22 protein-coding genes are annotated in these 25783 nt (G+C 60.4%); 8 read left to right on the top strand and 14 right to left on the bottom strand.

From position 1 onward, the window contains the following. Positions 1-154: 154 nt before the first annotated feature. Entirely contained in the window at positions 155-2788 is a 2634-nt protein-coding gene (gene ppc, locus AB5Y67_RS16355; protein ID WP_123172259.1) for a phosphoenolpyruvate carboxylase, read from the top strand. A gap of 105 nt (positions 2789-2893) precedes the next feature. Here ppc and AB5Y67_RS16350 read toward each other — a convergent pair whose 3' ends face one another. Both AB5Y67_RS16350 and AB5Y67_RS16345 read right to left on the bottom strand, forming a co-directional pair. Continuing rightward, positions 2894-3529: a Vat family streptogramin A O-acetyltransferase gene (locus AB5Y67_RS16350; RefSeq protein WP_199427839.1), complete on the bottom strand. Its 636-nt coding sequence runs from the start codon at positions 3527-3529 to the stop codon at positions 2894-2896. Positions 3530-3552: 23 nt separating this feature from the next. Beyond that, positions 3553-3870: a hypothetical protein gene (locus AB5Y67_RS16345; protein ID WP_040069435.1), complete on the bottom strand. Its 318-nt coding sequence runs from the start codon at positions 3868-3870 to the stop codon at positions 3553-3555. Positions 3871-4205: 335 nt separating this feature from the next. Here AB5Y67_RS16345 and AB5Y67_RS16340 point away from each other — a divergent pair, with 335 nt between their 5' ends. Then, positions 4206-5096, top strand: coding sequence for a diguanylate cyclase (locus AB5Y67_RS16340; protein WP_368208006.1), 891 nt, complete (start codon positions 4206-4208; stop codon positions 5094-5096). 471 nt (positions 5097-5567) lie between these two features. After that, positions 5568-6842 (top strand): HAAAP family serine/threonine permease, encoded by a 1275-nt coding sequence (locus tag AB5Y67_RS16335; RefSeq protein ID WP_199427841.1) that lies wholly within the window; start codon positions 5568-5570, stop codon positions 6840-6842. Between the two features lie 66 nt (positions 6843-6908). On the opposite strand, the gene AB5Y67_RS16330 is transcribed toward AB5Y67_RS16335, so the two are convergent. Beyond that, positions 6909-7547 (bottom strand): exopolysaccharide biosynthesis protein, encoded by a 639-nt coding sequence (locus AB5Y67_RS16330; protein WP_058056332.1) that lies wholly within the window; start codon positions 7545-7547, stop codon positions 6909-6911. A gap of 248 nt (positions 7548-7795) precedes the next feature. Here AB5Y67_RS16330 and AB5Y67_RS16325 point away from each other — a divergent pair, with 248 nt between their 5' ends. After that, positions 7796-8419 (top strand): outer membrane beta-barrel protein, encoded by a 624-nt coding sequence (locus AB5Y67_RS16325; protein ID WP_199427854.1) that lies wholly within the window; start codon positions 7796-7798, stop codon positions 8417-8419. Positions 8420-8509: 90 nt separating this feature from the next. Here AB5Y67_RS16325 and AB5Y67_RS16320 read toward each other — a convergent pair whose 3' ends face one another. Continuing rightward, positions 8510-9433, bottom strand: a complete 924-nt coding sequence (locus tag AB5Y67_RS16320) for a GGDEF domain-containing protein (RefSeq protein WP_368208004.1) — start codon at positions 9431-9433, stop codon at positions 8510-8512. 505 nt (positions 9434-9938) lie between these two features. Here AB5Y67_RS16320 and amt point away from each other — a divergent pair. Continuing rightward, positions 9939-11366, top strand: a complete 1428-nt coding sequence (gene amt, locus AB5Y67_RS16315) for an ammonium transporter (RefSeq protein WP_005342989.1) — start codon at positions 9939-9941, stop codon at positions 11364-11366. A 70-nt stretch (positions 11367-11436) separates the two neighbouring features. Here the strand turns inward: amt and AB5Y67_RS16310 are convergent, their stop codons facing one another. The 9 genes from AB5Y67_RS16310 to AB5Y67_RS16270 form a co-directional block, all read right to left on the bottom strand. Next, the gene (locus tag AB5Y67_RS16310) at positions 11437-11904 is read right to left on the bottom strand and encodes a glycine zipper 2TM domain-containing protein (protein WP_199427843.1); all 468 of its coding nucleotides are present in this window, start codon (positions 11902-11904) and stop codon (positions 11437-11439) included. A gap of 97 nt (positions 11905-12001) precedes the next feature. Further along, positions 12002-12499 carry a GNAT family N-acetyltransferase gene (locus AB5Y67_RS16305; RefSeq protein ID WP_005356536.1) on the bottom strand — a complete coding sequence of 166 codons (498 nt, stop codon included), beginning with the start codon at positions 12497-12499 and terminating at the stop codon, positions 12002-12004. A 112-nt stretch (positions 12500-12611) separates the two neighbouring features. After that, positions 12612-13016: a nitrous oxide-stimulated promoter family protein gene (locus tag AB5Y67_RS16300; RefSeq protein WP_005356534.1), complete on the bottom strand. Its 405-nt coding sequence runs from the start codon at positions 13014-13016 to the stop codon at positions 12612-12614. An 87-nt stretch (positions 13017-13103) separates the two neighbouring features. Continuing rightward, complete coding sequence (locus tag AB5Y67_RS16295) at positions 13104-14906, bottom strand: aminopeptidase P family protein (protein WP_199427844.1); 1803 nt, start codon at positions 14904-14906, stop codon at positions 13104-13106. Positions 14907-14939: 33 nt separating this feature from the next. Continuing rightward, the gene (locus tag AB5Y67_RS16290; protein ID WP_005340138.1) at positions 14940-15605 is read right to left on the bottom strand and encodes a GntR family transcriptional regulator; all 666 of its coding nucleotides are present in this window, start codon (positions 15603-15605) and stop codon (positions 14940-14942) included. A 194-nt stretch (positions 15606-15799) separates the two neighbouring features. After that, positions 15800-17425 (bottom strand): phosphoenolpyruvate carboxykinase (ATP), encoded by a 1626-nt coding sequence (gene pckA, locus AB5Y67_RS16285; protein ID WP_199427845.1) that lies wholly within the window; start codon positions 17423-17425, stop codon positions 15800-15802. A gap of 149 nt (positions 17426-17574) precedes the next feature. After that, complete coding sequence (gene hslO, locus AB5Y67_RS16280) at positions 17575-18459, bottom strand: Hsp33 family molecular chaperone HslO (RefSeq protein WP_005340140.1); 885 nt, start codon at positions 18457-18459, stop codon at positions 17575-17577. A gap of 77 nt (positions 18460-18536) precedes the next feature. Next, positions 18537-18935: a ribosome-associated heat shock protein Hsp15 gene (gene hslR, locus AB5Y67_RS16275; protein ID WP_199427846.1), complete on the bottom strand. Its 399-nt coding sequence runs from the start codon at positions 18933-18935 to the stop codon at positions 18537-18539. 256 nt (positions 18936-19191) lie between these two features. Continuing rightward, positions 19192-19572 (bottom strand): hypothetical protein, encoded by a 381-nt coding sequence (locus AB5Y67_RS16270; protein WP_005340143.1) that lies wholly within the window; start codon positions 19570-19572, stop codon positions 19192-19194. Positions 19573-19757: 185 nt separating this feature from the next. Here AB5Y67_RS16270 and AB5Y67_RS16265 point away from each other — a divergent pair, with 185 nt between their 5' ends. Beyond that, positions 19758-21146 carry a phosphatase PAP2 family protein gene (locus AB5Y67_RS16265; RefSeq protein WP_199427847.1) on the top strand — a complete coding sequence of 463 codons (1389 nt, stop codon included), beginning with the start codon at positions 19758-19760 and terminating at the stop codon, positions 21144-21146. Then, on the top strand, positions 21143-22228 hold the full coding sequence (gene ydiK, locus AB5Y67_RS16260; RefSeq protein WP_325793971.1) for an AI-2E family transporter YdiK: 1086 nt from the start codon (positions 21143-21145) through the stop codon (positions 22226-22228). The genes AB5Y67_RS16265 and ydiK overlap by 4 nt, the downstream gene beginning before the upstream one ends. A gap of 351 nt (positions 22229-22579) precedes the next feature. Here the strand turns inward: ydiK and AB5Y67_RS16255 are convergent, their stop codons facing one another. Further along, positions 22580-23386 carry a hypothetical protein gene (locus AB5Y67_RS16255; protein ID WP_199427849.1) on the bottom strand — a complete coding sequence of 269 codons (807 nt, stop codon included), beginning with the start codon at positions 23384-23386 and terminating at the stop codon, positions 22580-22582. A gap of 411 nt (positions 23387-23797) precedes the next feature. Between AB5Y67_RS16255 and dhaR the strand changes: the two genes are divergently transcribed. Beyond that, a complete protein-coding gene (dhaR, locus tag AB5Y67_RS16250) occupies positions 23798-25699 on the top strand; it encodes a dihydroxyacetone kinase operon transcriptional regulator DhaR (protein WP_199427850.1) in 1902 nt (633 codons plus the stop codon). Positions 25700-25783: the final 84 nt, after the last annotated feature.

Raw genomic sequence — 25783 nt, 5'->3', positions numbered from 1 at the left:
TGTTCTGAATCGGCCTGTTATTTGACCTTGCGCAGACAATCTGGGTAGATTGTCACCCTAAGATGACGGAGCATATGTTGTAATCGCACAACAATAAGTGAGGTCGTCTAGCACCCCGGATGGGTGTCAGGCACCAACAAGATAAGGATGTGGAATGAACGAAAAGTACGCCGCACTACGCGCCAACGTAGGTATGCTGGGTCAGCTGCTGGGTAAATCCATCAAGGATCATCAGGGTCAGGCCTTTCTCGACAAGATCGAAACCATTCGCCAATTGGCCAAGTCCTCCCGCAAGGGCAATGAATCAGACCGGGAACGTCTGCTCGATACCCTGCGCACCCTGAGCGATGACGAACTGCTGCCGGTGGCCCGCGCCTTCAGCCAGTTCCTCAATCTGGCCAACGTGGCGGAACAGTTCCACACCATCTCCCGTCGCTGCGAAGAGCAGGTCTGCACCCCGGACCCGCTGGAGCAGATGTTCGACAAGCTGAAAGCCTCCAACCTGTCGCAAGAGGCCATCATTCAGGCCGTGCGCGAGCTGGATATCGATCTGGTGCTGACCGCTCACCCCACCGAGGTGACCCGCCGCACCCTGATCCACAAGCACGTACAGCTCAACGACTGCCTCGAGGCGCTGGAGCTCTCCGACCTGCTGCCACGCGAGCGGGACAAGATCCTCAATCGCATCGAGCAGCTGATCAATCAGGCGTGGCATACCAACGAGATCCGCGAACAGCGCCCGACCCCGGTCGACGAGGCCAAGTGGGGCTTCGCCGTGGTGGAGAACAGCCTGTGGCCTGCCATCCCAGAATTCATGCGCAATCTGGACGAGCGTCTGCAACACCATCTGGGTGTGCGGCTGCCGCTGGATGCCGCGCCGGTCAAGTTCACCTCCTGGATGGGCGGTGACCGCGATGGCAACCCCTTCGTCACCGCCAAGGTGACTGCCGAAGTGCTGGAGCTGGGCCGCTGGATGGCGGTGAGCCTGTTCTACAAAGACATCAAGGAGCTCACTTCCGAGCTCTCCATGTCCGACTGTACCGACGCCGTGCGCGCTCGCGTTGGCGATCATCCCGAGCCCTACCGTGCGCTGGTGCGCGAGCTGCGTGAAGCGCTGCGCGAAACCAAGGAGCACCTCACTGCCAAGGTGCAGGGTCAGGTGAGCGAGAGCCAGGATCTGGTCAAGACTACCGCCCAGCTGCGCGAGCCGCTGGAGCTCTGCTACCACTCATTGCACGCTTGCGGCATGGGTAATATCGCCGATGGCATGTTGCTGGACGTGCTGCGCAAGGTCGCCTGTTTCGGCATCCATCTGGTCAAGCTGGATATCCGTCAGGATGGCGAGCGTCACGGGCTGGTCTTCTCCGAGCTGACCCGCTATCTGGGTCTGGGTGACTACGCCGAGTGGAGCGAAGATGACAAGCAGGCCTTCCTGCTTAACGAACTGAACTCCCGTCGCCCGCTCATTCCCCACGACTGGGAACCGAGCGCCGAGGTGCGCGAGACGCTGGATACCTGTCAGGTCATCGCCCAGCACGACCCCGATGCGTTCGGTATCTACATCATCTCCATGGCCGGTGCGCCGTCCGACGTGCTGTCGGTGCAACTGCTGCTCAAAGAGGCGGGCTGCAAGTTCCGCATGCCGGTCGCCCCGCTGTTTGAAACCCAGGATGACCTGATGGCAGGCACCGCCGTGATGGAGCGTCTGCTCTCGGTGGACTGGTATCGCGGCTACATTCAGGGCCGTCAGTACGTGATGATCGGTTACTCCGACTCTGCCAAGGATGCGGGCATGATGGCCGCAGGCTGGGCCCAGTACGCCGCCATGGAATCCCTGGTGGGTCTGGCCGAGGCCAACAATATTCGCCTCACCCTGTTCCATGGCCGTGGCGGTACCGTCGGTCGTGGCGGTGCGCCTGCCCATCAGGCGATCCTCTCCCAGCCGCCGGGATCCCTGCGCGGCGGTCTGCGTACCACCGAACAGGGGGAGATGATCCGCTTCAAGTTCGGTCTGCCGAAAGTGGCGATCAAGAGTCTGGAGCTCTACACCAGCGCCGTGCTGGAAGGGAACCTGCTGCCACCGCCCAAGCCGAAAGAGTGCTGGCGCGAGGTGATGGAACAGCTGGCCGCCGACTCCTGCGATCACTACCGCAGTATCGTGCGCGGTCATCCAGACTTCGTCCCTTACTTCCGTGCCGCCACCCCGGAGATGGAGCTCGGCAAGCTGCCGCTCGGCTCCCGTCCCTCCAAGCGCAAGCCCAACGGCGGCGTCGAGAGCCTGCGCGCCATTCCGTGGATCTTCGCCTGGACCCAGAACCGCCTGATGCTGCCGGCTTGGCTCGGTGCCCACAAGGCGCTGCAACAGGCCATCGACGGCGGCAAGCTGGCCGTGCTGGAAGAGATGAGCGCCCAGTGGCCCTTCTTCCGCACTCGTCTTGAGATGCTGGAGATGGTGTTCCTCAAAGCGGACGTCTGGCTCGCCGAGTACTACGACACCCGTCTGGTGCCGCAGGAGCTGTGGGGCCTTGGCAAACAGCTGCGTCAGGAGCTTGCCGAATCCATCGAGGTGGTGCTGAAACTGAGCCCGTGCGGGGATCTGCTGGAGGATCAGCCCTGGATCAAGGAGTCCATCAAGCTGCGCAACCCCTACACTGACCCGCTCAACGTGCTGCAGGCCGAGCTGCTCAACCGCTCCCGCAACCACCCGGAGACCCTGCACCCCGAGCTGGACAAGGCGCTGATGGTCACCATCGCCGGCATTGCCGCAGGGATGCGCAACACCGGTTGATAGCCAGCTCAATCCAGCGGGCTTCAGCGATATCCATCAAGCCAAAGGGCGCCGACAAGGCGCCCTTTGTTGTTTCTACGATCTCGCTTGGTTTATAGGTTGTCTCTATGGGGTTGCCGCTTCCAGTGCGACTATTTCGCCGCCGCTGATAAGCGGCAGGTTGCGGCTGATCTGCTCCACCGGCCAGTCCCACCAGGCGATGGCGTTGAGACGGGCTATGGTGTCGTCGCCGAAGCGGTAGCGGATCACCTTGGCGGGGTTGCCGCCGACCACGGCGTAGGCGGGCACGTCGCCGGTGACCACGGAGCGGGCGGCGATGATGGCGCCGTTGCCGACCTTTACTCCCGGCATGATCAGGGCGTCATAGCCAATCCAGACATCGTTGCCGATCACGGTATCCCCCTTGTAGGGGAGGCTGCCCGGGGCGGGTGCGGCATGCTCCCAGCCGTTGCCGAAGATAAAGAAGGGGTAGGTGGAGAAGCCGGAGGTCTGGTGGTTGGCGCCATTCATGATGAACTTCACCCCTCGGGCGATGGCGCAGAACTTGCCGATGATGAGCTTGTCGCCGATGAAGGGGAAGTGGTAGAGAACGTTGCGCTCGAAGCCCGCCGAATCCTCCGGGTCGTCGTAATAGGTGTAGTCACCCACCTCGATATTGGGCCCCTTGATGGTGTTCTTGATAAAGCACACCTGGGGAAAGCCGTTCATGGGGTGGGGATTGGCGGGATCGGGTCCGTGCATCTGGTCTCCTTGGATGGGCTGGGCTAGAGCGCCGGGAAGTAGCAGGCGCTCATGTCGATGGGGTGATCGGGGCAGCCGGGCAGATAGAACTGCCAGCCCGCATCGGAGAAAGCTCGCAGTTCGGTTTCAACAAACTTGATGGCGAGGCTCAGGGCCTGCAGGCTGTCGATGCCGTAGATAAAGGTCTTGTCGCTCAGCCCCGCCAGCTTCACCTTGCAGCGCCAGTCACCGCTGGCGGACTTGGGATCCGGCTCGGGGGCCTTGATGGCGATCTTGAGGGTGAGCTGTTCCCCTTCGAGGCTGACCGCTTCGAAACGGGCTTTGACGATGGCGTTTTTCATCTGGCGATTCCTTTTCCGTGGTACAGCCCCTGCGGTTGCGGGTGGCTGGCTCCCTGATGGCTGATGAGGTGAAAACTGGACTCAGGACGGCCAGCGTAAATGAACTTGTGAGTTGAAACAATGGGATATGCGCGACCGGGGGAGGGGGCTTTCGCTACTGTGAGCGAGCGCAGTGGCGGGAGTAGCAACGCGCTGGCCGAGAGGCTGGCAGGCTGCTAGATGTAAAGGATTGTTGGCTGTGGCCGCAGATTTTTCTGTTCTGCCGATGAGGGCGAGCGAGTCCTCTTGAGGCAGAATATCTCCCCCCTGTTTGACGTTGAAGTACAGGAGTCTCCGTGGCGCTTTCGGTAACCCAGCTTTATGAAGTGATGGCCCAGCTGCCAGATCCCGTTTTTATCCTCAGTGAAGATGGCTATTACGTGGAATATATCGGCGGTATGGAGCAGCAATCCTATCACGATGGCAATCCGCTGGCGGGCAAGCAGCTGGCCGATGTGCTGCCACCCGAGATGGCCATATGGGTCAAGGCGCAGGTGGCCCAATCGCTGGCGAGCGGTCAGGTGCGAGTGGTGGAGTATGAGCTCTCAGCAGCCGAGGTGGGGGGGATCAATGCTGCCGCCGGGCCGCAAGGGATACAGCGTTTTGAGGGCAAGATTGCGCCGCTGCCCTCTCTCTATGACGGCAAGCGGGCGGTGGCCTGGGTGACCCGCAATATCACCCGCCAGTACGAGTTGCAGCAGCGACTGCTGCGCCAGAGTGAAACCGACCAGTTGACCGGCCTCTACAACCGCCGGTTCTTCTTCGAACACTGTCAGCCGCTGCGGGCAGGGGAGGTGCCCTGTGGTCTTATCATGCTCGACATCGATCACTTCAAGCAGCTCAACGATCGTTACGGCCATCAGCAGGGAGATCGGGCCTTGCAGCGCTTCAGTAGTTGTATCGATGCCCTGTTGCGGGCGGACGACCTCTTTGTGCGCAGCGGTGGCGAGGAGTTTCTGATCCTGCTGCCGCGGATCGATGAAGCCGGTTTGCAGCAGATGGCGGAGCAGATCCGTGCCGCCGTCGAAGCGCTGCCTGCCGATCCGGTCGCCATCACGGTCAGTCTGGGCACAACTCTGGTGCAGCCGGAGGAGGAGATCAATCAGGCGCTGGCTCGGGCCGACGAGTGGCTCTATCGGGCCAAGCGGGCAGGCCGCAACCGGGTGGCGCACTGCCCGGCAGGTTGAAAGTGCCGCCCCGGTCGCTGTGGGAAATAGCCTGCGCTTTTACCCTGAATAAATTGGCTGACATCACTGTCAATTAGTAGAAAAGTTGGCCGTATTATTTAACTCATATTCCACAGCTTAAGGTGTTAATATTATCGGCCTGATCGCTGGTCTTATTTGTGTTGTTGGGCAACAGCATGAGGTTTTATCGGTATGTTATCAAACAGGCGTGAATCTGGTTTTGGGTGACGAATGTGATACATCCTGTTGTCTTTTGAAACATTCCGATTCAAATAGTCATGAATTATTAACCTTGACCCGGATAGCGATTTCAACGATGGTAGCGTGGCAGCTCCGTTTCTCTCCGGTGGCCCTGTTGGCCGCTGGCGGCGTTGTTTTTTCATGTGCAGGGCGATATGCAACGACATATCTCCAGCCTGTTATTCGGGCCAATAAAAATAATGATGACAGATTAATAAGGTATATATTGCAATGAGTGTTTCTATTGCTGAAAAGAGTAACCCTGTTTCAAAATTGAAATGGGAGAAAAGCGATTCGGTATGGACCATGGGCCTATATGCCACTGCTGTCGGTGCCGGTACGTTATTTCTTCCTATTACTGTTGGCAGTAATTCCCCGGTTATTTTGCTATTTATTTTATTGCTGGCTTTTCCGCTTTCTTATTATTCCCACCGGGCATTGAGCCGCTTTGTGCTCTCCAGCTCCCATCGGGAAGGGGATATCACCCATGTGGTGGAGGAGCACTTCGGTGCCAAGGCGGGCAAACTGCTGATGCTGGTCTATCTGATGGCCTTCTACCCCATCATTCTGGTCTACAGCATCTCCATCACCAACGCGATTCAGAGCTTCGTGGTTCACCAGCTGGGGGATGCCGAGCTGCCGCGCGGCTTGCTGGTGCTGGGGGTGATGCTGGGCCTGCATCTGGTGCTGCTGGCCGGCAAACAGATCGTGGTGTCGGCCATCAGCATGCTGGCGCTGCCCATGGTCGCCTTTCTGATTGGCCTCTCCATCTATCTGCTGCCCCAGTGGAGCCTCTCCTATTTCAGCGAGAGCCAAGCGGTGGATTGGCGGGATCCGGCGTTCTGGAAATCCCTCTGGCTGATCGTGCCGGTGATGGTCTTCTCCTTCAGCCATGCGCCCATTATCTCCTCCTTCAGTGCGGCGCAGAAGAAGCGCTGTCAGGAGAATGCCGACCTGCGTGCCAAGCGGATCATCAAGTACAGCAGCATGCTGATTTGCGGCAGCGTGCTCTTTTTCGTGGTGAGCTGCGTGATGAGTTTGAGTCAGGCGGAGATGGCGCTGGCCCGCACCGACAATATCTCGGTGCTGTCGGCGCTGGCGAACAAGTTCTCCAACCCGCTGATCGCCTATGTGGGGCCACTCATCGCTATTCTGGCCATGTCCAAATCCTTCCTCGGTACCTCCATGGGGGTGAGCGAGGGGACGGTGAGCATGGTGAGCGGTGCCTGTCAGGGGCTGGGGCTCTCCCTCAAGGAGTCGACCATCGCCCGGGTGTCATCGGTGATCCTGTTTATGGTGACCGCCGTCATCACCTATCTGAACCCCAATGTGCTCGACATCATCGAGCGCGTCAGTGGCCCGCTGATCGCGGTGATCCTGTTTCTGCTGCCGGCCTGCTCTATCTATCGCTTGCCCGCACTCAAGCGTTATCGCGGGCCGAGTACCCTTTTTGTGTTGGTGATGGGGCTGCTTGCCATCTCGGCCCTTATCTACGATCTGCTTTGACCGGGCGGTATCCCGCACAAATCAAAAAGGGCGACCATCTGGTCGCCCTTTTTCTGTGCATCGGGGTTAGCCGAGCAGGCCGCTGGCGCTCTGGCCCGCCATCAGCAAGCCGATGGCCAGCACGCTGAACCAGACCAGGGTTGCGCTTACCAGCAGATAGCCGCTGGCGACGAACAGACCGTCCCGCTGCAACATGCCGGTGGCCAGCAGCAGGATGGCCCAGGCAGGCATGGCGTTGGTAAACGGGATGGCGCCCAGGGGCAGCATCAGCAGCAGGGCGGCCAGCATGATCAGCAGGCCGTTGCAGCGGTTGACCGTGTTGCTGCCGGTCAGCACCAGCAGGCGCGGGCGGATAACGCGATCGACCCGGGCCAGCAGATCCGCCCCCTTGTGCAGGGTCGGCTTGAGCTGGTCGGCGGCGAAGCGGCGCTCCATCAGCATGGCGGGCAGCCAGGGCACCCGATTGAGGGTGATGCCGATGCCGATAAAGAGGATCAGCAGGCCAAACGGGGTGCTGACCCCGGGAATGGAGACCGGCAGCAGGAAGGGGACGGTGAGCAGGACGCAAAACAGCAGCATGCCCTGTTCGCCCACCAGCGCGAGCATCTGGCGCAGGCTGATGTGGCTCTCGTCGATGGCATGCGCGGTGGCCCGCAGGGTATCCGCGAGGGTAGTTTTGGGGTCGTTGAGTTGCGCGGCAACCATTCCCTGATGTCCTTTTGAGTGGTGATAACGGGCCCCGATGACCCGATTTGGCGCCAGCATACGTGGCAGAGGTTAACCGTCGATGAATGGTGGCAGGGGCGCATAGCGGCGCCAGTGGGGCGGCTCGGCAGAGGTTCCGGCGAGAGGGAAATCCCGCGATGAAAGTGATCCGGTACAGCCGCCGTTTAGGATGGGCCTAGGACGCCTCTGGTATGCTTTCTGCACAATCACACAGGGAGCAGGGGATGATGAAGAGAGCCGGGATAGCGATGATGGGGCTGTTGTTGCCACTGGGGCCGGTCTGGAGTGCTGAGGGTTCAGCCACATCCGGTTGGCAGGTGACGTCGTTTTTCGGCTACAGCTCAGCCATCGACTTCGAGAAGAGTGACGATGTGGTGCAGCCGGTGCCGCTTTCTGCATCGTTTGATTCACTGCAGGGGCAGAGCTCCGGCAGCTGGGGTCTTTTTATCAGCAAGGAGGTGGATGATCCCGGCATGATTGAGCTGCTCTACAGCCATCAGTCCACCCCCCTCTCTCCCGACCAGCCGGATCGCCTGACGGTGGACATCCTGCACTTTGCCGGTGCGCTGACCCTCTCTGACAACCTGATGGCGCCCTACATCGGCGCCGGGATCGGGGTGACCCGCTTTGCCGCCTACGACAGCGAGGTGACCCCTTCCATGTCGCTGGCGCTTGGGGTGCAACCGCGCCTCGCCGAGCATCTGGCGCTGCGGGCTGAGGTGCGCGGTTATGGCTCGCTGGTCAACGACAACAACCAGTTTCTCTGCAACCCGGAGCAGTGCGTGTTCAAGGTGCGCGGGGAGCTGGTAACTCAGTGGCAGGCCAATATCGGTCTTACCTTCCGCTTTTAGGCGAGGGGATTTTCCCCATAAAACAGGGGCCATTGGGTCCCTGTCTCAGCAGCAATCTTCCGCCGTGATCGGCAATCAATCGGTAGCTCTTTACGCCTCCTTGTTAGTCGGCGTCGCCCATACCGCGCAGTTTCTGCCCGCCTCCTTGGCGCCATAAAGCGCCTGATCCACCCGCTTGAACAGCGAGACTGCTGGTTCCTTGGGCTCGCGGATCCCCACTCCCAGGCTGACCGTCATGGTATGGGTCGGGTCGGGGGCTATGGTGCGGGTCGCAGTGAGCAGGGTGTTGGCCAGTTGCTGCAGCTCGGCTTCGTGGGCGATGGGCAGCAGCAGGGCAAACTCTTCACCCCCGACACGGGCCGCCAGCGCACCGGGCGGGCAGTGCTGTTGCAACAGCTCGCCAAACTGCTGCAACACCCGATCCCCGATATCGTGGCCGTAGTTGTCATTGATCACCTTGAAGTGATCCAGATCCAGCAGGATGAGGGCGTGGCAAATACCCTGCTCCAGAAACAGCTGCTGATGAAAGTAGCGCCGGTTTGGCAGCCGGGTCAGATCGTCGAACAGTGCCTGTTGTCTGAGCTGGGTATTGATGTGGAAGAGGTGGTGCATGGTGCTCAGAGTGCCGATGCTGCTGAGCAGGATGCCGCTGGAGCGCAGCAGATCCTCGGCATAGATGGCGAGCCAGAGTGGCTGCGCCACCAGCTCATCCATGATGTCGGCGGTGGCCCCCATGATCCACAACATCAGACCGCAGGAGAGCATGCGGTAGGTGTGGGTGGGCAGGTGGGCGCACTGCACCACCCAGAACAGGAACAGCATGGTGAGCCAGTTGATCACCTCGAAGCCAAAGCTGACGGCGTAAAAGCGCTCGTAGGGGAAGTGGGGCAGCAGCAACAGATGAAGGACCATGATGGCCAGCATCACTATCCCCAGCAGCGCGATGTGGGCGCGATGCTCCCGGTCGAGATGACGGTAGTGGGAGAGGCTGATGTCGAGACGATCGAACTGCATGGTGTTCCTCGGATTGGGACTGCCATCACCTTGCAAACAAGGGGCTGTGTAATGGCATGCCGTGGTCGGATAACAGGAAACGGCTGGTCTGTCAGTGTAAACGAGCGGGCCCGCAGCGCGCGATATCGATGACGTCAGCTTGTGGGCTGGCTCCGGGTTTGCGCACTTCTGGTGCGCGACGTATCGCCTGCCCTGTGACAGGGCGACCCTGGGCAGGTTAACGCAGCTCATGCGCCAAATTGGTGCGTTGATGATGCGTAATCTTACTAATGCAATGATTTAAAAGGATTTAAATTTGTGGCCCGCTTTATGCTTTTTACATGTCAGACGGTCTCTTGCGGTCATCGGCGGCAGATGCAGTGATGAGGAAGTGGCAAGAGACATCCCCGTGCCGGGCGCGGGTGTGATTCTGGCGGGTTGCAGCAACACCTTGCGGTTCGCCACAGATTCAATCAGGGAAACGGAGCCGGTCTTGTACCGGTACGACAGGGAAGGAGAGTGCTCTATGGTCAAAAAATGGATGATGGCGGGTCTGACGATGTTGCCTGCCTTGCTGGTTACCCCAAGTTGGGCCGAAGAGGTCGCTCAGGTACAGGCGGCGGTGGCACCGGTTGCCGCCATGACAATCAACAAGGGTGACAACACCTGGATGCTGCTCTCGGCGGCGCTGGTGATCCTGATGTCGATCCCCGGTCTGGCCCTCTTCTACGGTGGTCTGGTGCGGGCCAAAAACATGCTGAGTGTGCTGATGCAGGTCTTTACCCTGTTCTGCCTTATCTGCGTGCTCTGGGTGATCTACGGCTATTCGCTGGCCTTTACCGAGGGGGGAAATTTCTACGGCTCCTTCAGCAAGGTGCTGCTCAAGGGTGTAACCCCTGACTCCATCGCCGCCACCTTCAGCAAGGGTGTCGGGATCAGCGAGCTGATCTATGTGGTGTTCCAGGGGGCCTTTGCCGCCATCACCTGCGGCCTTATCGTGGGGGCGTTCGCCGAGCGCATCAAGTTCGCCGCCGTGCTGCTCTTCTCGGTGATCTGGTTCACCTTCGCCTATATCCCGCTGGCTCACATGGTGTGGTACTGGGCGGGTCCGGATGCCTATACCAGCGCCGAGGCTGCGGCCACGGCGACTGCAACTGCCGGCTATCTGTTCCAGCATGGTGCGCTGGACTTTGCAGGCGGCACAGTGGTGCACATCAACGCCGCCGTGGCGGGTCTGGTGGGTGCCTATCTGGTGGGCAAGCGTCTGGGCTACGGTCGTGATCCCATGACCCCCCACAGTCTGACTATGACCATGATCGGCGCCTCCCTGCTCTGGTTCGGCTGGTTCGGTTTCAACGCGGGCTCCGCGCTGGAAGCCAACGGTATCGCCGCACTCGCCTTTATCAACACCTGGGTGGCGCCGGCTGCGGCAGCTCTCTCATGGACCTTGGCCGAGTGGGTGATGAAGGGGCGTCCCTCCCTGCTGGGTGCAGCATCCGGTGCGGTGTCCGGTCTGGTGGTGATCACCCCGGCAGCCGGTTTCGTCGGTGTGGGTGGTGGTCTGGTGATGGGCCTTATCAGTGGCGTGGCGGGTCTGTGGGGGGTCCACGGTCTCAAGCGCATGCTAGGGGCCGATGACAGTCTGGACGTGTTTGGCGTGCACGGGGTGTGCGGCATTCTCGGCGCCCTGCTGACCGGCGTCTTTGCCAGTCCGGATCTGGGCGGCACCGGGGTGTGGGATTATGTCACCAATCAGGTTGCCGAGGGTTACTCCATCCTGACTCAGGTGAAGATCCAGGCCATCGGGGTCGGTGTCACCCTGCTCTGGTCCGGTGCCGTGGCGGCGATTGCCTTCAAGGCTGTCGACATGCTGGTGGGTCTGCGAGTGAATGGCGATGCCGAGCGGGAAGGGCTGGATGTCACCTCCCACGGCGAGAAGGCTTACAGTATGTAATTCCGAATGCCAGACAATAAAAAACCGCCGGGATCGGCGGTTTTTTTATGGTGCAAGCGCGGTGGCGCTTTTAGTTCACGACGGCCACGTTGATGCTGCCATTGCCCTGGGTCATGCGCACGCGAGCACCCGGGGTGAAGGTGGGGCTGGCTTTCTGCACGACCACGATGGCTTCGCCGTTCTCTTTCTTGATCTCCAGCTCGACGCCGTCGACCTGATTCATATTGTTGCCGATGGCGTTGCCTGCCGCTGCACCGGCGATGGCGCCGCCTGCGGCTGCGATGTCGCGTCCGGTGCCGCCACCGACTGTGCTGCCCAGCAGGCCGCCGACTACGGCGCCGCCAATGGTGCCAATCAGGGAGTTCTCATCGGCCTGGATCTTCACCGGGCGGGTGGAGATGATGGTGCCGTAGCTGACGGTCTGCACCTGTTTGGCGCGGTCTTTGGTGTAAACATCGCCAGAGTAAACGTCACTGTTGGCGCATCCGGTGATGGTGGTTGCTGCCAGCAGGGCAATAAGGGTCATACGCTTCAACATGGTGGGCCTCCTGGGCTGCACGTAATTTGAACAATCCGGTTGATGAGTGAACTTTACTCCAACCCCGTCACACATGAAATCGGCAAAATGTAACCAATTATGCGTTCTGTAACCGGTTTTGTCCTTGAATCGCAGCTGTACCGGAGAGGGTTTTAACCAGCAGCAGACGGTCTTCTCCGGGGCCGAAATAGTCGGCTACTTCCGCCTGCAATGTGTAACCGAGCCGGTAGTAGAGGCGCTGGGCCGGATTGGCCGGATCGACCGTGAGCCGCAGTTCGCTGATCTGCAGCGCCTGCTGGTTGGCCTCCATCTGGCGCATCATTCGCTCCGCGAGGCCGAAACCGCGCGCCTCGGGCAGCACCGCCAGCGAGAGCACCCAGCCTTGCGACCGCTCCTGACCGAATCCTCCCAGTACATACCCCACCAGCTGCCCCTCGTATTCGGCCACCAGCAACAACTCGGGCCACAAATCCATCGCCTGACGGAAGAAGAAGGCGGGATAGACATCTTCGCCAAACACCTTGGCATCGATCTGCCAGATGGCGTGCATGTCATTGTGGGTGGCGGGGCGTAGCAGGGGCGGGTTGTGGTGCATCAGGACTCCATCGGCAGCAAACGGATCGGCAACGCCGCTGACCTTGGGGTCAACGGCAAAAAAGGAGTCATAGGGTAGTGGTCATCCCCTGCCGGATGCAAGGGATTGGCGGCTATGGCGGCAGGGGGCGGCTCTGAGGCAGTTTGGGAGCCTTGCGCAAGCCGTCGAGCAGATGGCGGAGGGTGAGCCAGGGGTGGCGCAGCAACATGCGCGGGCCGCTCCACTTCATCACCTGCTGGATCTGTTTGCGCATCGCCGGTGCGTAGCAGTGGATATTGCAATTAGCGCAGGTGGGTTTGTGGCCGTGGCCATAACGGCAGCGACGCAGGCGCTGATGGGCGAAATCCCGCAACTGGCGACAGTGGCGGCAATGGGGATCCTGATGATGGTGCTGGCAGTAGAGGCGGATCATGGCGCTGACCGTCTGCTGCTCGCGCATGAGTCTGGGATGGTCACTCGCCTTTTTGCTGGCTGCGGCGTGTGAGCCCCGGGCTGGGCTGGCATGATGACTTTTCATGGCCGCCATTCTCCTGACCTGCTCGCTTTGGGTGTTGATACAGGTCAAAAGGGGGGATAAAAAACAGGGCCCGCAGGCCCTGTGTCATCAGATGAGGCTGGTTGCCTGCTCCAGCCAGGCGAGATCCTCGCCCTCGAGCAGCGGGCTCAGGCGGCGGAACACCTCGACATGGTATTCGTTGATCCAGCGGAATTCGGCCGGGCTCAGCAGGCTGCGGTCGATCAGGCGGGTATCGAACGGCACGTAGGTCAGCCGCTCGAAGCCCAGCATCGGCAGCTCGCCAACCTGTTCCAGCTCGGTCACCACTACCAGGTTTTCGCAACGGATGCCAAAGCCATCTTCACGGTAGTAGCCCGGCTCGTTGGAGAGCACCATGCCCGGTTGCAGGGCAACCATGCTCCCTTTCGGCGCGATGCGCTGGGGCCCTTCGTGGACACTCAGGAAGTGGCCGACGCCGTGGCCGGTGCCGTGGTCATAGTTGTAACCGGCTTGCCACAGCGGCATGCGGGCCAGCACGTCGAGCTGGATACCGGCGGTGCCGCGGGGGAAGCGGGCCTGATCCAGCGCGATATGGCCCTGCAGTACGCGGGTAAACATCGCTTTCTGCTCGTCGCTCACCTCACCCACCTTGATGGTGCGGGTGATGTCGGTGGTGCCATCCATATACTGGGCGCCGGAGTCCAGCAGATAGAGGCTGTCCTGGCCAAACGCGCGCGGGGTGCCGTTGGTGTGGTGGTAGTGGCACATGGCGGCGTTGGGGCCGAGCGCGGAGATGGTATCGAAGCTCGGCTCGACGTAGTGCTCCTGCTCGCGGCGGAACGCTTCCACCTGATCGGCCAGGGTGCCTTCATCCACCCCCTCGAACTCACCGGAGGCGACCAGCCGATCCAGCCAGGCGAGGAAGCGGGTCATGGCCACGCCATCACGCAGGTGAGCGGCACGCATGCCGGTCAGCTCGATTTCGTTCTTGCACGCTTTCGGCAGCATGGTGGGGTCTTGCCCTGCCACCAGAATGGCGCCCGCCTCTTCCATGACGAGCTGGGTCCAGGCGTTGGCGCTGTCCGGATCGGCCAGCACCTTCTGCTGATCTTCACCGATGCGTTGCAGCACGTCGCCCAGCTTGTCGATGGGGTAGACGGAGACATCCTGCCCAACGTGTTGGGTAAAGGCGAAGCAGTCAATTTTGTCGGTATCGACGAAGAAATCCATGCTGGTGTTGGCGTAGAGCACCGCAAAGCCCAGCACCACCGGCAGCCGGTCGATATCGCGGCCGCGCAGGTTGAGCAGCCAGTTGATGGGCTCGGCCTGGGTCAACAGCACCGCATCCAGCCCGCGCTTGCGCAGGTCGGCCGCCAGCTGTTCACGTTTGGATTGGCTGGACTGGCCTGCCAGCTCCTCGCTGTAGAGGATGACCGGGCTCTTGGTCGGCTCCGGGCGATCGCTCCAGTTCAGGTCGATGGGGTTCTGCTCGACGCGGATCAGCTCGATACCGCGATCGGCCAGCACGGCCTTGGCATTCTTGTACCAGGTCAGGCTGTGCAGGCGGGCATCGAAGCCAACCCGGGAGCCTGACGGCAGCTGTTCGGCCAGCCACTGCACATGAGGATTTTCAATGAGGTGGAGGAATTCGAACAGTTCGGCGGGAGTTTGCATCCGCGCCTGCACCGTATAGCGACCATCGACAAAGAGGGCTGCCCGCTGGGCCATGATGATGGCGACGCCGGCAGAGCCGTTGAAACCGGTGATCCAGTCAAGCCGCTCGGTATAGGCGGGGATGTACTCGCCGAGGTGCTCATCATCGTGGGGGACGATAAAGGCGTCCAACTCCTGCATGGCCAGCTCGGCCCTGACTTGGGCGACGCGGGTTTCAATTATCTCGAAATTATTCATGTCGTTAGTGCCAGATGGTTGCTATATGAGTGTTCAGTTTTTATGGCCGCTGGCCAGGATCCGCTTGATCGACTGACCCGCTGCTTCGATATGCTGCCTGAGCAGCACCACCGCCTCGTGCTTGCGCCGGGCGCGGCACAGTTCCAGCAATTGGGCGTGTTCACGCTCCGCCTTGTCCACCCCGTCGCTGGCAAAGAGCAGCTCGAAGCGGACATAGCGGTCACAGCTCAGATTGATCTGGGCGATCAGTTCAAGTGCCTGGGGGCGACCGGCTGCCTGATAGAGGGTGGCGTGAAAGCTGTGGTTCAACTCGGCCCAATGTTCGATCTGGGTGCCTGACTCCAGGGCGTGATCAAACTGGGCGAGGATCGCCTCCGCTTGTGCGAAGGTGGCTTCCGTCATCTTGTCGACGGCGTGAAACAGGGTATCGGCTTCCAGCAGCGCTCGCAAATAAAAGAGCTCTTCAATGGCCGAGGCGTCCAGCATGGTGACCACGGCGCCGCGATGGGCTTCGAACTTCACCAGCCCCTGCGCTTCCAGCTGCATCAGGGCTTCGCGTACCGGAATGCGGCTCACGGCCAGCTCTTTGGCAATGGCATCCTGACGCAAGGGGGCGCCAGCGGGGAACTCCCCACGGAGGATCCGGCCACGGAGGTTTTCCATCACCATCTGGGTTCGGGTCTTGTAGGGTGGGGTCATGGTCGGGTCACGATTGGGCGTTACAGAATTGTATATTGTATAAAGTTTGGCTGAATCTAACCTGTCACAATGGGCAAAGGCAAGGTTTTGGCCCCTTTAACGGGGCCGATGGCGGCGTTCGGGACCGTCACAAAAACAAAAATGCCGGTCAGCGTGGCTGACCGGCATGATGTCACTGATACGAAGCGAGCCTGTTACAGCTGCGGGCCTGCCGCAACCAGACGTTTGCCTTCGTCGTTATCGGTGAAGCGCTCGAAGTTCTTGATGAAACGACCTGCCAGATCGACGGCCTTGGCATCCCACTCGGCCTTGTCGGCGTAAGTGTCGCGCGGGTCGAGGATCGCCGGGTTCACATCGTGCAGCGCGGTCGGGATCTCCAGATTGAAGATCGGCAGCACCTTGGTCTCGGCCTTCTCGATGGAGCCATCCAGGATGGCGTCGATGATGGCGCGGGTATCCTTGATGGAGATGCGCTTGCCGGTGCCGTTCCAGCCGGTGTTGACCAGATAGGCCTCTGCACCTGCCGCTTCCATCCGTTTTACCAGCTCCTGACCGTACTTGGTCGGGTGCAGGGAGAGGAAGGCTGCGCCGAAGCAGGAGGAGAAGGTCGGAGTCGGCTCTGTGATGCCGCGCTCGGTACCGGCCAGTTTGGCGGTGAAGCCAGACAGGAAGTGGTACTTGGTCTGCTCCTTGGTCAGTTTGGCGACCGGTGGCAGCACGCCGAAGGCATCGGCAGTCAGGAAGATCACCTTGGTGGCGTGACCTGCCTTGGAGACCGGCTTGACGATGTTGTCGATGTGATAGATGGGGTAGGAGACGCGGGTGTTCTCGGTCTTGGAGCCATCATCGAAGTCGATGGTGCCATCGGCAGCAACGGTCACGTTCTCCAGCAGCGCATCGCGGCGGATGGCGTGGTAGATATCCGGCTCGGCCTCTTCGGAGAGCTTGATGGTCTTGGCGTAGCAGCCCCCTTCGAAGTTGAACACGCCGTGGTCATCCCAGCCGTGCTCGTCATCGCCGATCAGCTGACGCTTGGGATCGGTGGAGAGGGTGGTCTTGCCGGTGCCGGACAGGCCGAAGAAGATGGCGACGTCGCCGTCCTGACCCACGTTGGCGGAACAGTGCATGGAGGCAATGCCGCGCAGGGGCAGGAAGTAGTTCATCATGGAGAACATGCCCTTCTTCATCTCGCCACCGTACCAGGTGCCACCGATGAGCTGCATTTTCTCGGTCATGTTGAAGGCAACAAAGTTCTCGGAGTTGAGGCCCTGCTCCTTCCAGTTCGGGTTGGTGCACTTGGCACCGTTCATCACCACGAAGTCAGGCTTGAAGGTTTTCAGCTCTTCATCACTCGGGCGGATGAACATGTTTTTCACGAAGTGTGCCTGCCAGGCCACCTCGGTGATGATGCGCACGGCCAGGCGGGTATCCGGGTTGGCACCGCAGAAACCGTCGACTACAAACAGGCGCTTGCCGGAGAGCTGTTTGGTGACCAGCCCTTTCAGATGTGACCACACTTCCGGGGTAATGGCTTTGTTATCGTTTTTACCCTGGTCAGACCACCATACAGTATCCTGGGTAGTGGCATCTTTGACGATATATTTATCTTTCGGGGAGCGACCGGTGAAGATACCGGTGTTGACGTTGACGGCGCCCAGCTCGGTCACCACACCGCGCTCGAACCCTTCCAGGTCAGGGCGTGTCTCTTCCGCGAAAAGCTGCTCGTAAGAGGGGTTGCGAACGATTTCTTGGCTGTTTTTGATGCCGTACTGGTCCAGTCCTAATTGTTGGGCCAGGGTGGGTTCTGCCACGATTGTCATTGTATTCTCCTGGGTTCAGAGGTTGGTAGGGTTCTATCTGACGGTCATCCTATCACTTAGGTGGTAGAGTTTAGCGATCGCCATCAAACTTTATAAAATAGGGTATTTTTTTGTTATTAAAGTTAAAGGCGGGTTTTGCCCGCCTTTAATTAGTGTAACTGGTTTGCATCATTGCCGGGAGCCCTGCTGAACAGGGTTTCGACATCGATCCCATTAAATTGGTACTGGGCGCCGCAATAATCACAGTGCATGTCGATCTTGCCGAGCTCCTGCACCATCTCCATGACCTCTTCCTTTTCTATCTGCAACAGGGCCCCTTCGCAGCGCTCGCGGGAGCAGGTGCAACGGAACTCGACCGCCTGCGGATCGAACACCCGCACCTTGTCCTGATGGTAGAGACGGTAGAGGATCTCTTCTGCCTGCAGGCCGAACAGCTCTTCATCCTTAATGGTGCTGGTGAGCTGGGTCAGGTGATCGAAATCGTTGCTGTGATCCTCGCTCTGGGCGGGCAGCTCCTGCAGCATGATGCCGGCAGCGCGCGGCGCACCTTCATGGTAGCCGGTACGGATCCACAGCTTGGTGGCCAGCTGTTCGGAGCGGGCGAAGTAGTGCTCCAGGCAGCCTGCCAGAGTGTCGGCGTCCAGCGCGATGATGCCCTGATAGCGCTCGCCCTGCTCCGGGGTGATGGTGATGATCAGCTGGCCATTACCGATCAGGCTCTGCAGCTTGCCATCGCTCGGCAGCTCGCCTTCATAGCGGGCCACGCCGCGCAGCTGCTGGTTGTTGTCACCGTTGATCACGGCCAGACGCACCGGGCCATCGCCCTGCAGTTGCACCGTGATGGAGCCTTCAAACTTGAGGGTGGCGGTCAGCAGGCTGGTGGCGACCAGCAGCTCGCCCAGCAGTTTTTGCACCTGCACCGGGTAGTTCTGGGCTTCCACTACGTGGCGGTAGGTGTGATCCAGCTGGACCAGCTCGCCACGCACTTCGTACTCTTCAAACAGATAGCGATACAGCAGATCTTGGTTGCTCATCATGTATTCCTGGCTTTTCGGTGAGGTAAATCGGGCGGGCTGGGGTTGATGCCAGCCCGGTATCAAATCGGGGTCGGTCAGTACTGTTTGACCTTGAGCAACTGGCGTCGCTCCTGCTTGTCGGGGCGGCGCTCGGGGCTGGGGGCAAACTGGCTGTTGAAGCGGCGTGCCTCGCTGTTCTCGGCCCGCTTTTTCAGGCTTTCGGCGGTCTCTTCATAGAGCTGCTGGGCGAGCGGGGCCGATTTGCGCTGATCGCTGATGGCCAGCACCCGCACTTCCCGCTCATCCTGCCCCTGCCAGAAGCGGATCAGCGCACCCACTTCCACCTGTTTGCCCGGTTTGCTGCGCTGACCATTGTAGTGCACCTTGCCGCCGTCAATCTGATCCCGCGCCACGGAGCGGGTCTTGTAGAAACGGGCCGCCCACAGCCACTTGTCGAGACGAACCTCGAGGGCACTTTCTGCATGATTGGGCATGAACAGGCTCCATAACGGGGAAAAGAGGTGGTCGATTATACCAGAGCACGGGGTCGGGATAGAAACCGGGCAGCCGCCGTGCGGGGCGCAAACCATGTCAAGGTGATGCAACATATGGGCAGTTTGCTGATTCACAAGGGAAAGCCGCTGCTTTATCGGGTATCCATGGGGGCTGGGAAGGGCCTCAATACCACGCATATAACACTGCCGCCCCGGTTGGGGGCGGCAGCGTTCACATCCATTAACCATGTCAGAGTCAGAAGTGATCGTGCTGATCCGGCTTCTTCTGGTCGTGGGGGCCTTCGCTGTGGGCGATGGCGGTACGGATGAGGTCAACCCCGGCACGGATAATCAGCACCCCCATGTTGACCAGCTTGACGCAGACCCACATGAAGGTGATGAGCAGGATCAGCTTGAGCACGGTCTGGAAGGCTTCCAGGAAGTTCTGCTCCAACTGGGCGGTCAGGCCGTTGGCGCTGGTCATCAGCCAGGTGTAGACCTCGCGCACGAACGGGATGCGGCTTGGCATCTCCAGTACATCCAGTGCGGCAGGGAGCGCCTGGAAGATGACGATGCTGCCGAACAGGATCAAAATGACACCGATGGCGATGCCGAGGAAAAAGCCGAACTGTCTCATGGAGGGCTCCAGCGTTTGCTGCATGAAATTGAAGATAGCCGCCAATAGTAGGGAGTGCCCTGCTTCATCGCAATCTTCCGTGCACCGCCAGCGCGGCGGGAACGGCGGCGATCCGGCCGCCACCGTTGCCCAACTATCTGATTTCTGGGAGGCTTGTCGCCATTGTGCATAGGGAAAGCAAATTGATGTCGAGAACCCTCTTTTTACTCTTGCTGGCGCTGTTTGTCGCTCTGCCAGCCCTGAGCGCCGAACCGGCTGGCCCAACGGCAGCCGCCTGCGCCATCCGCCATCAGGATCAACTGCTGCTGGTGCAGGATCGCATCTCCTCCCGCTACAGCCTGAGCGGTGGCTATATCGATGGCGGCGAGAGTCCGCAGCAGGCGGCACTGCGCGAACTCTTTGAGGAGACCGGCTTGCGGGGGGAGGTGGTGCAGGAGTTGGGCCGCTGGCAGCGGGCGCTTATCTTCGCTTGTCGCACGCTGGAGCCTATCGTCGCGCAGCAAGATTCCGATTTTGTCTCGCTGCTGAAAGCTCCCAATCTGGGCGGGGAGATCCTTAACGCTCGGCTGATCGCCATCGACCAGCTGCCCCGCGAGCAGCGCCGATTCCCGGAGCAGCTCGACTGGCTGCAATCCCGACTGGATAAGGTGCCAGAGAGCGAGGTGCACTGGCAGGCCGATTTTGTGGCGCAGGGCAATGCGCTGCATCAGGTCGAGATCCCGCTGATGATGCGTCTGCAGCAGTGGCTGGGGCCCGATGTCTGGTGGCTGTCGGTCAGCAATCTGTTTGGTTCAGGCGGCTTTCAGCTTGCCCTGATACCTTTGCTGCTCCCGCTGCTGGGGTGGTCGCGGCTGCGCCAGCTGCTGTTCGCCATGCTCTGGCTCGGGCTGCTGGTGCAGGCAAGCAAGGAGGGGATCGGCTGGCCGCGTCCCTTCCATCTGCAACCGCTGCTGGCAACCCAGAGCGCGCAAGGCTTTGGCATGCCAAGCGGCCATACCGCTTCGGCCCTGCTGTTCTGGGGGGCGCTGCTTGGCTGGCTCTGGCCTGCCCGGCGGGGGCTGGCCTATTCGCTGGCGCTGTTGCTGGCCCTCACCACAGGTCTGGCGCGGGTCTGGCTCGGGGTGCACTTTATCTCCGATGTGGCGGTGGGCCTGCTGATTGGCGCCTTGCTGCTGGCCGCGCGTACCTGCTGGCGTGCCGACAGGCATTCGGCGGCTTGGCTGCTGCTGATCGCATCTGCACTGGCGTTCGGTGGGCTGACCCAATCGGCCCATCTGGCCGGGATCGGGCTGGCGGCTCTCGGGCTCTGGGTTGGCGGTTTGCTTACCCTGACCCGCGGCGGTTATCCCCCCATTGTGACCGGCGCGGTCACTCTGGCGGGGGGCGCGGTGATAGGGGCGGGGCTCTGGGCGCTGCCGCTGCTGATCAGCAGTTCGCTGGCTATCCTGCTTGGTCAGTTTGTGCTCTTTTTCGGGCTGGGGCTCTGGTTGAGCGCTGGCCTCTGGTGGATACTCTCTTTCTTGAAATGCGACACACGACCCAAGGGCAACGGCTCTGACAAGGGAACTCTATGAATGTGAAAAAAGTGGATTTGGCCAAGATAACCCTGGGGGTGCTGTTTCTCAGCATCCTGATTATCTCCTGTTTCTTGGTGTTGCAGCCCTTCCTGCCTGCGCTGGTGTGGGCCACCATGATCACCATCGCCACCTGGCCGCTGATGCTGATGATGCAGCGCCTGTTGTGGGGCAAGCGCACCCTGGCGGCACTCTTTATGACGCTGGTGCTGCTGTTGATGTTTGTCATCCCGCTCTTTATGACGCTGGCCAATGTGGCGGAGAAGGCGCCCATGCTGATCGAGCTGGGTACCCATATCAGCCAGTCACCTCCGCCGGAGCTGCTCTGGCTGCAACAGATCCCGCTGGTGGGCGACAAGCTCTATGACTTCTGGCAGCAAATTCTGGCGAGCGGTGGTCAGGTGCTGTTTGCCAAGCTGGCCCCCTATTTCGGCCAGACCGCCCGCTGGCTCGCCTCTCAGGCCGGTAATCTGGGGCTGCTGTTTGTCCACTTCCTGCTGACGGTCGGTATCTGCGGGGTGCTCTATCACTCCGGTGAAGTGGTGGCGACCGGTATTCGCCGCTTTGCCCATCGGCTGGCGGGTCAGCGTGGCGACAATGCCACAGTGCTCGCTTCACAGGCGATCCGTGCCGTGGCGATGGGGGTGGTGGTGACTGCGCTGGTGCAATCCTCGGTAGCCGGTGTCGGCCTGCTGATTGCCGGTATCCCTTACGCCATGGTGCTGGTGGTGGTGATGTTCCTGCTGATCGTCGCCCAGATCGGCCCCTTCCCGGTGCTGCTGGCCTGTATCGGCTACCTCTACTGGAGCGGCGACACCACCTGGGGCACCTTCCTGCTGGTGTGGTCATTGATTGCGGGCACCATGGACAACTTCCTGCGCCCCTTCCTGATCAAGCGGGGCGCCGACCTGCCGCTGATCCTCATTCTGGTGGGGGTAATCGGTGGCTTGCTGACCATGGGGATCATCGGTCTCTTTATCGGCCCGGTAGTGTTGGCGGTGGGCTACACCCTGCTGGATGCCTGGGTCAAGGAAGATGACCAACCGGCGGCCGCTGCGGTTGAACCGCCCAAGGCCCAATAACGATTCAGTACAAAGATGATTCGGTAACAAGACGAATCAGTCACCATCGCTGATTCCAGGAGCCGCCCATAAGGGCGGCTCTGTTATTTGTGGTGATTCTGATTATGGCGATGGCGTCAGATTGGCAGATCCGCGCCAACCTGCATATCCCACATATGACCGTCTCATGTAGGTTCGATTAGCGAAGCGTAATCGGACGATCGAGATACCGCTGTCCCGGTGTTTCCATGAGTCAGCGGCATCTGTCAGAGGGGAAATTCGAGTAGCCGTTATAGCGGGGGAATTGATTTACGCGAACGTCCGATTACGCCTGACGGCTAATCGAACCTACGGACTTAATCCACGTATGACTTAGGTCTCTTTTTCGATGACTAGTGTGATTTTTCGTGTGGTTGCTCTGGCCAGAATAAATGTAATGAACGCAAGAAGTGAGAAGGTCTTAAGGCTGTTTGTTTTGGTTCCATAGTCGAGGTGCCGATGAGAGCCATGAAGAATGCCATTTCTGTTTGGGGCCAAGGCTTTTTTCGGTGCTGAGTATTTGTTAATACCAGCCGAAAATTGGGTTTTGAGGCCGAGGACTGAAAGCAAAATGCCGATGAATGAATCGGTGTTGGATCCCATCTCCGTCAGCTTGGCGTCGCGTTTCTCGTGATCTGTAAAGAGATGTGCTCCTAACGCTTGGGCACATATACCATCAGCTTGAGCAAGCATGAGAGGAATAGCAGCAATATATCGGCCTTCAGTATGCAACTGAAACGCACACTCAAGAATTTCGCGACGCTCAGGGTGAGCAGAAAGAATACTTTCGGTTATAGCAGTCCAGTCTTTCTCCAGATGCTCAACCATGTAGCAGTCAAGAGCGTCTTTGCTGTCAAGTACGGCACGCCTCATAGAAGCTGGTGTTGTTGCATTCATATACCAACCGCGTTCAGCTGCAGTTACCCATGCTTCACGCTGCCGTTCAGGAAGGTATTGAAGCTCTTTTAGAAAGCGTTCAAAGTGCTCGAAAAACTCAGAGTTCTGCTCTAAGAAGCTTGCGAATAACTCTTGGGCTTCGCGAAGTGAAGCGTGAATTTGAGGTGCTACCTCTTGAAAAGTCTTTGCCACCTGTAGCAATAGTTCGCCTAGTGGGATTGGTGCTTGCTGGTTCTGGTTCATGACGAAAAGCCTAACCGTGATTAGATAGAAGGCGGTACGAATCAGGTAATAGACCGTTCCATATAACACCGCATATCCCCGATGCCATGCCACGAAAAATCAATTTTAAATCATAATCTTATCATCAAGTCGCTGGTGCTGAAAGCATGCTTGATGGTCCTCTTTAGGGGAGGCAATGGAAAGTGTCATTCGGCCTCCTTTTCATAAACAAGTCAGTAGTGTGATCGTGGCGATATATCAAAAAATCGAAGGAGTGCCGCGCCTTCTGGCACTGGCTCGGCCAGCAATTTGCCGACGGCGAACCCGACCGGGATGAGGGCGGGCTTGCCACCCTCTGAGGCAGGTCACTGAATCGGGCAAGCAAGAGTGGTTAAATGGTCGGCTCACATCTTGCCGGATATTGCTGTGACCATGCCATCTGACCTTCAGCCGCTGCTCGCTGGGCCTGACTATCTGCAGGCATCCTGGCTGCGTTGCGCCCACCAGACCAGTGCCACCTTCTGGCATCCGCCCCACAGCGCCAAGGGACAGACCTTGCAGAGCCTGCGCCAGCGCAAGCGCGACCTGCTCACCACCGGCGAGATGGCCCTCGAAGATCTCTACGAATTTATGGAGGGGCGCCCCTGCGCCCTGCTGCTCACCGACGAGAGCGGCTGCCTGCTGGCTCAAACCGGTCATCCCGACACTCTGCGCGAGCTGGCGGCGCTGGGGTTTGGCCCCGGCGCCTTTTTCAGCGAGGGGCGCATCGGCACCAATGCCATCAATCTGGCGGCGCTGGAGGGAGTGCCGCTCTGCGTCAGCGGCCCCCAGCACTTCAACCAGACCCTCCATCCGTGGCACAGCTGCGCCAGTCCGGTCTACAACAGCAATGGCCGTCAGGTCGCCATCATCGCTTTGATCTGCAAGGTGGAGGAGGCGAGCGCTGGCGATCTGGCGCTCACCGTCAGCGCCGGACGCGAGCTGGCCCATCTGCTGCAGATGGAGACCCTGATGCAGGAGTCCCAGCACCACTTGAGCGAGCTTTACGCCCTGCTCGATGGCATGGATGACGGCGTGCTGGCCTGGGATCCGCAGGGTCGGTTGCGCTACCTCAATGCGCTGGCGGCCAACCGACTGCGGCTCGATCCGGCGCTCTGTCTCGGCCAGCCGCTGGAGCAGCACCTGCTGCTACCCCAGCGGTTGCAGCTGGCCATCAGGGGGCAGACGCCGCTCAGCCATGTGGAGGTGACGCTGGAGCGGCTTGGCGCTCAGGAGGGGGAGTTCATCAATGCGCTGGTGAGCCTCAAGCCGTTGCCGGGGCCGGAGGGGGTCAGCTTTATTGCCTTGTTGCACCCGGTCGATCGGCTGCGGGCCATTCATCAGCTGCGCCAGACGGTGCCCGAGCTCTCGGCGCTGGTGGGCGAATCGAGCGCCATGCGCAAGCTGCTGCGCTATGCCCGGCAGGCGGCCCAGAGTCAGGGGCCGATCCTGCTGCGCGGCGAGGAGGAGGTGGGCAAGGCCCAGCTGGCGGAGGCGATCCACTTTGGCAGTGAGCGGGCCGCCGGGCCGCTCATTACCCTCAACTGCAAGGCGCTGCCGAGCGAGCGGATGGCGCTGGAGCTGATGGGCTCCGACGAGGCGGGGCAGGAGCGGGCGGGCAAGTTCGAGCTGGCCCACGGTGGCACGCTAGTGCTGGAGCAGGTGGAGTGTCTCTCTGCCCCCATGCAGGCGGCACTGCTGCAACTGCTCAAGACCGGCCGCATCCAGCGCTTCGATTCGGCCCGCATTCTGCCACTCAAGGTGCGGATCATCGCCACCAGCAGTGCCCCGCTGGAGCAGCTGGTGCAGGAGGGGCTGTTTGGCCGCCAGCTGCTCTATGCCTTGCAGGCGTGCGAGCTGTGGCTGCCGGGGCTGCGGGATCGCGCGGCGGATCTGCCGGGCCTGATCAGCCAGCAGCTAGGGGCGCAGGGGCGCGAGCCGGTACGCCAGTTCAGTCCGGCTGCCCTCGATTGTCTGCTCGCCTATCCCTGGCCCGGCAATCTGGGGGAGCTGCGCAGCGCCGTTGAGCATGCGCTGCTTCATGCCGGTCAGGGGCCGATCCCGCCCGAGGCGCTGCCCGCCGCCATTCGGCACGGTTATCTGCGGGTGGCCGACGAGGTGGTGGGGCAACCGCTGCTCACGCTGGCGGAGCTGGAGCGGCAAGCCATCTTGCGCTGCGCTCACGCCTGCAAGGGGCAGGTGAGCCAGATGGCCCAGCATCTTGGCATCAGCCGCACCACCCTCTGGCGGCGGCTGAAGCTGCTCGAGATCGATCCCGCCGACTATCACGGCTGACGGCGAGCCGTTGCGAACCGGCCCGCAGAAAACGAAACGGCCCCGCAGTTGCGGGGCCGTGTTATATGGCAAGGTCAGCCTTGG

This window comes from Aeromonas sp. s12 (assembly GCF_040907925.1).
Lineage (GTDB): Bacteria > Pseudomonadota > Gammaproteobacteria > Enterobacterales > Aeromonadaceae > Aeromonas > Aeromonas veronii.
Note: the sequence above shows the minus strand (reverse complement) of the source record. Positions and strands in the feature narration are given on the sequence as shown.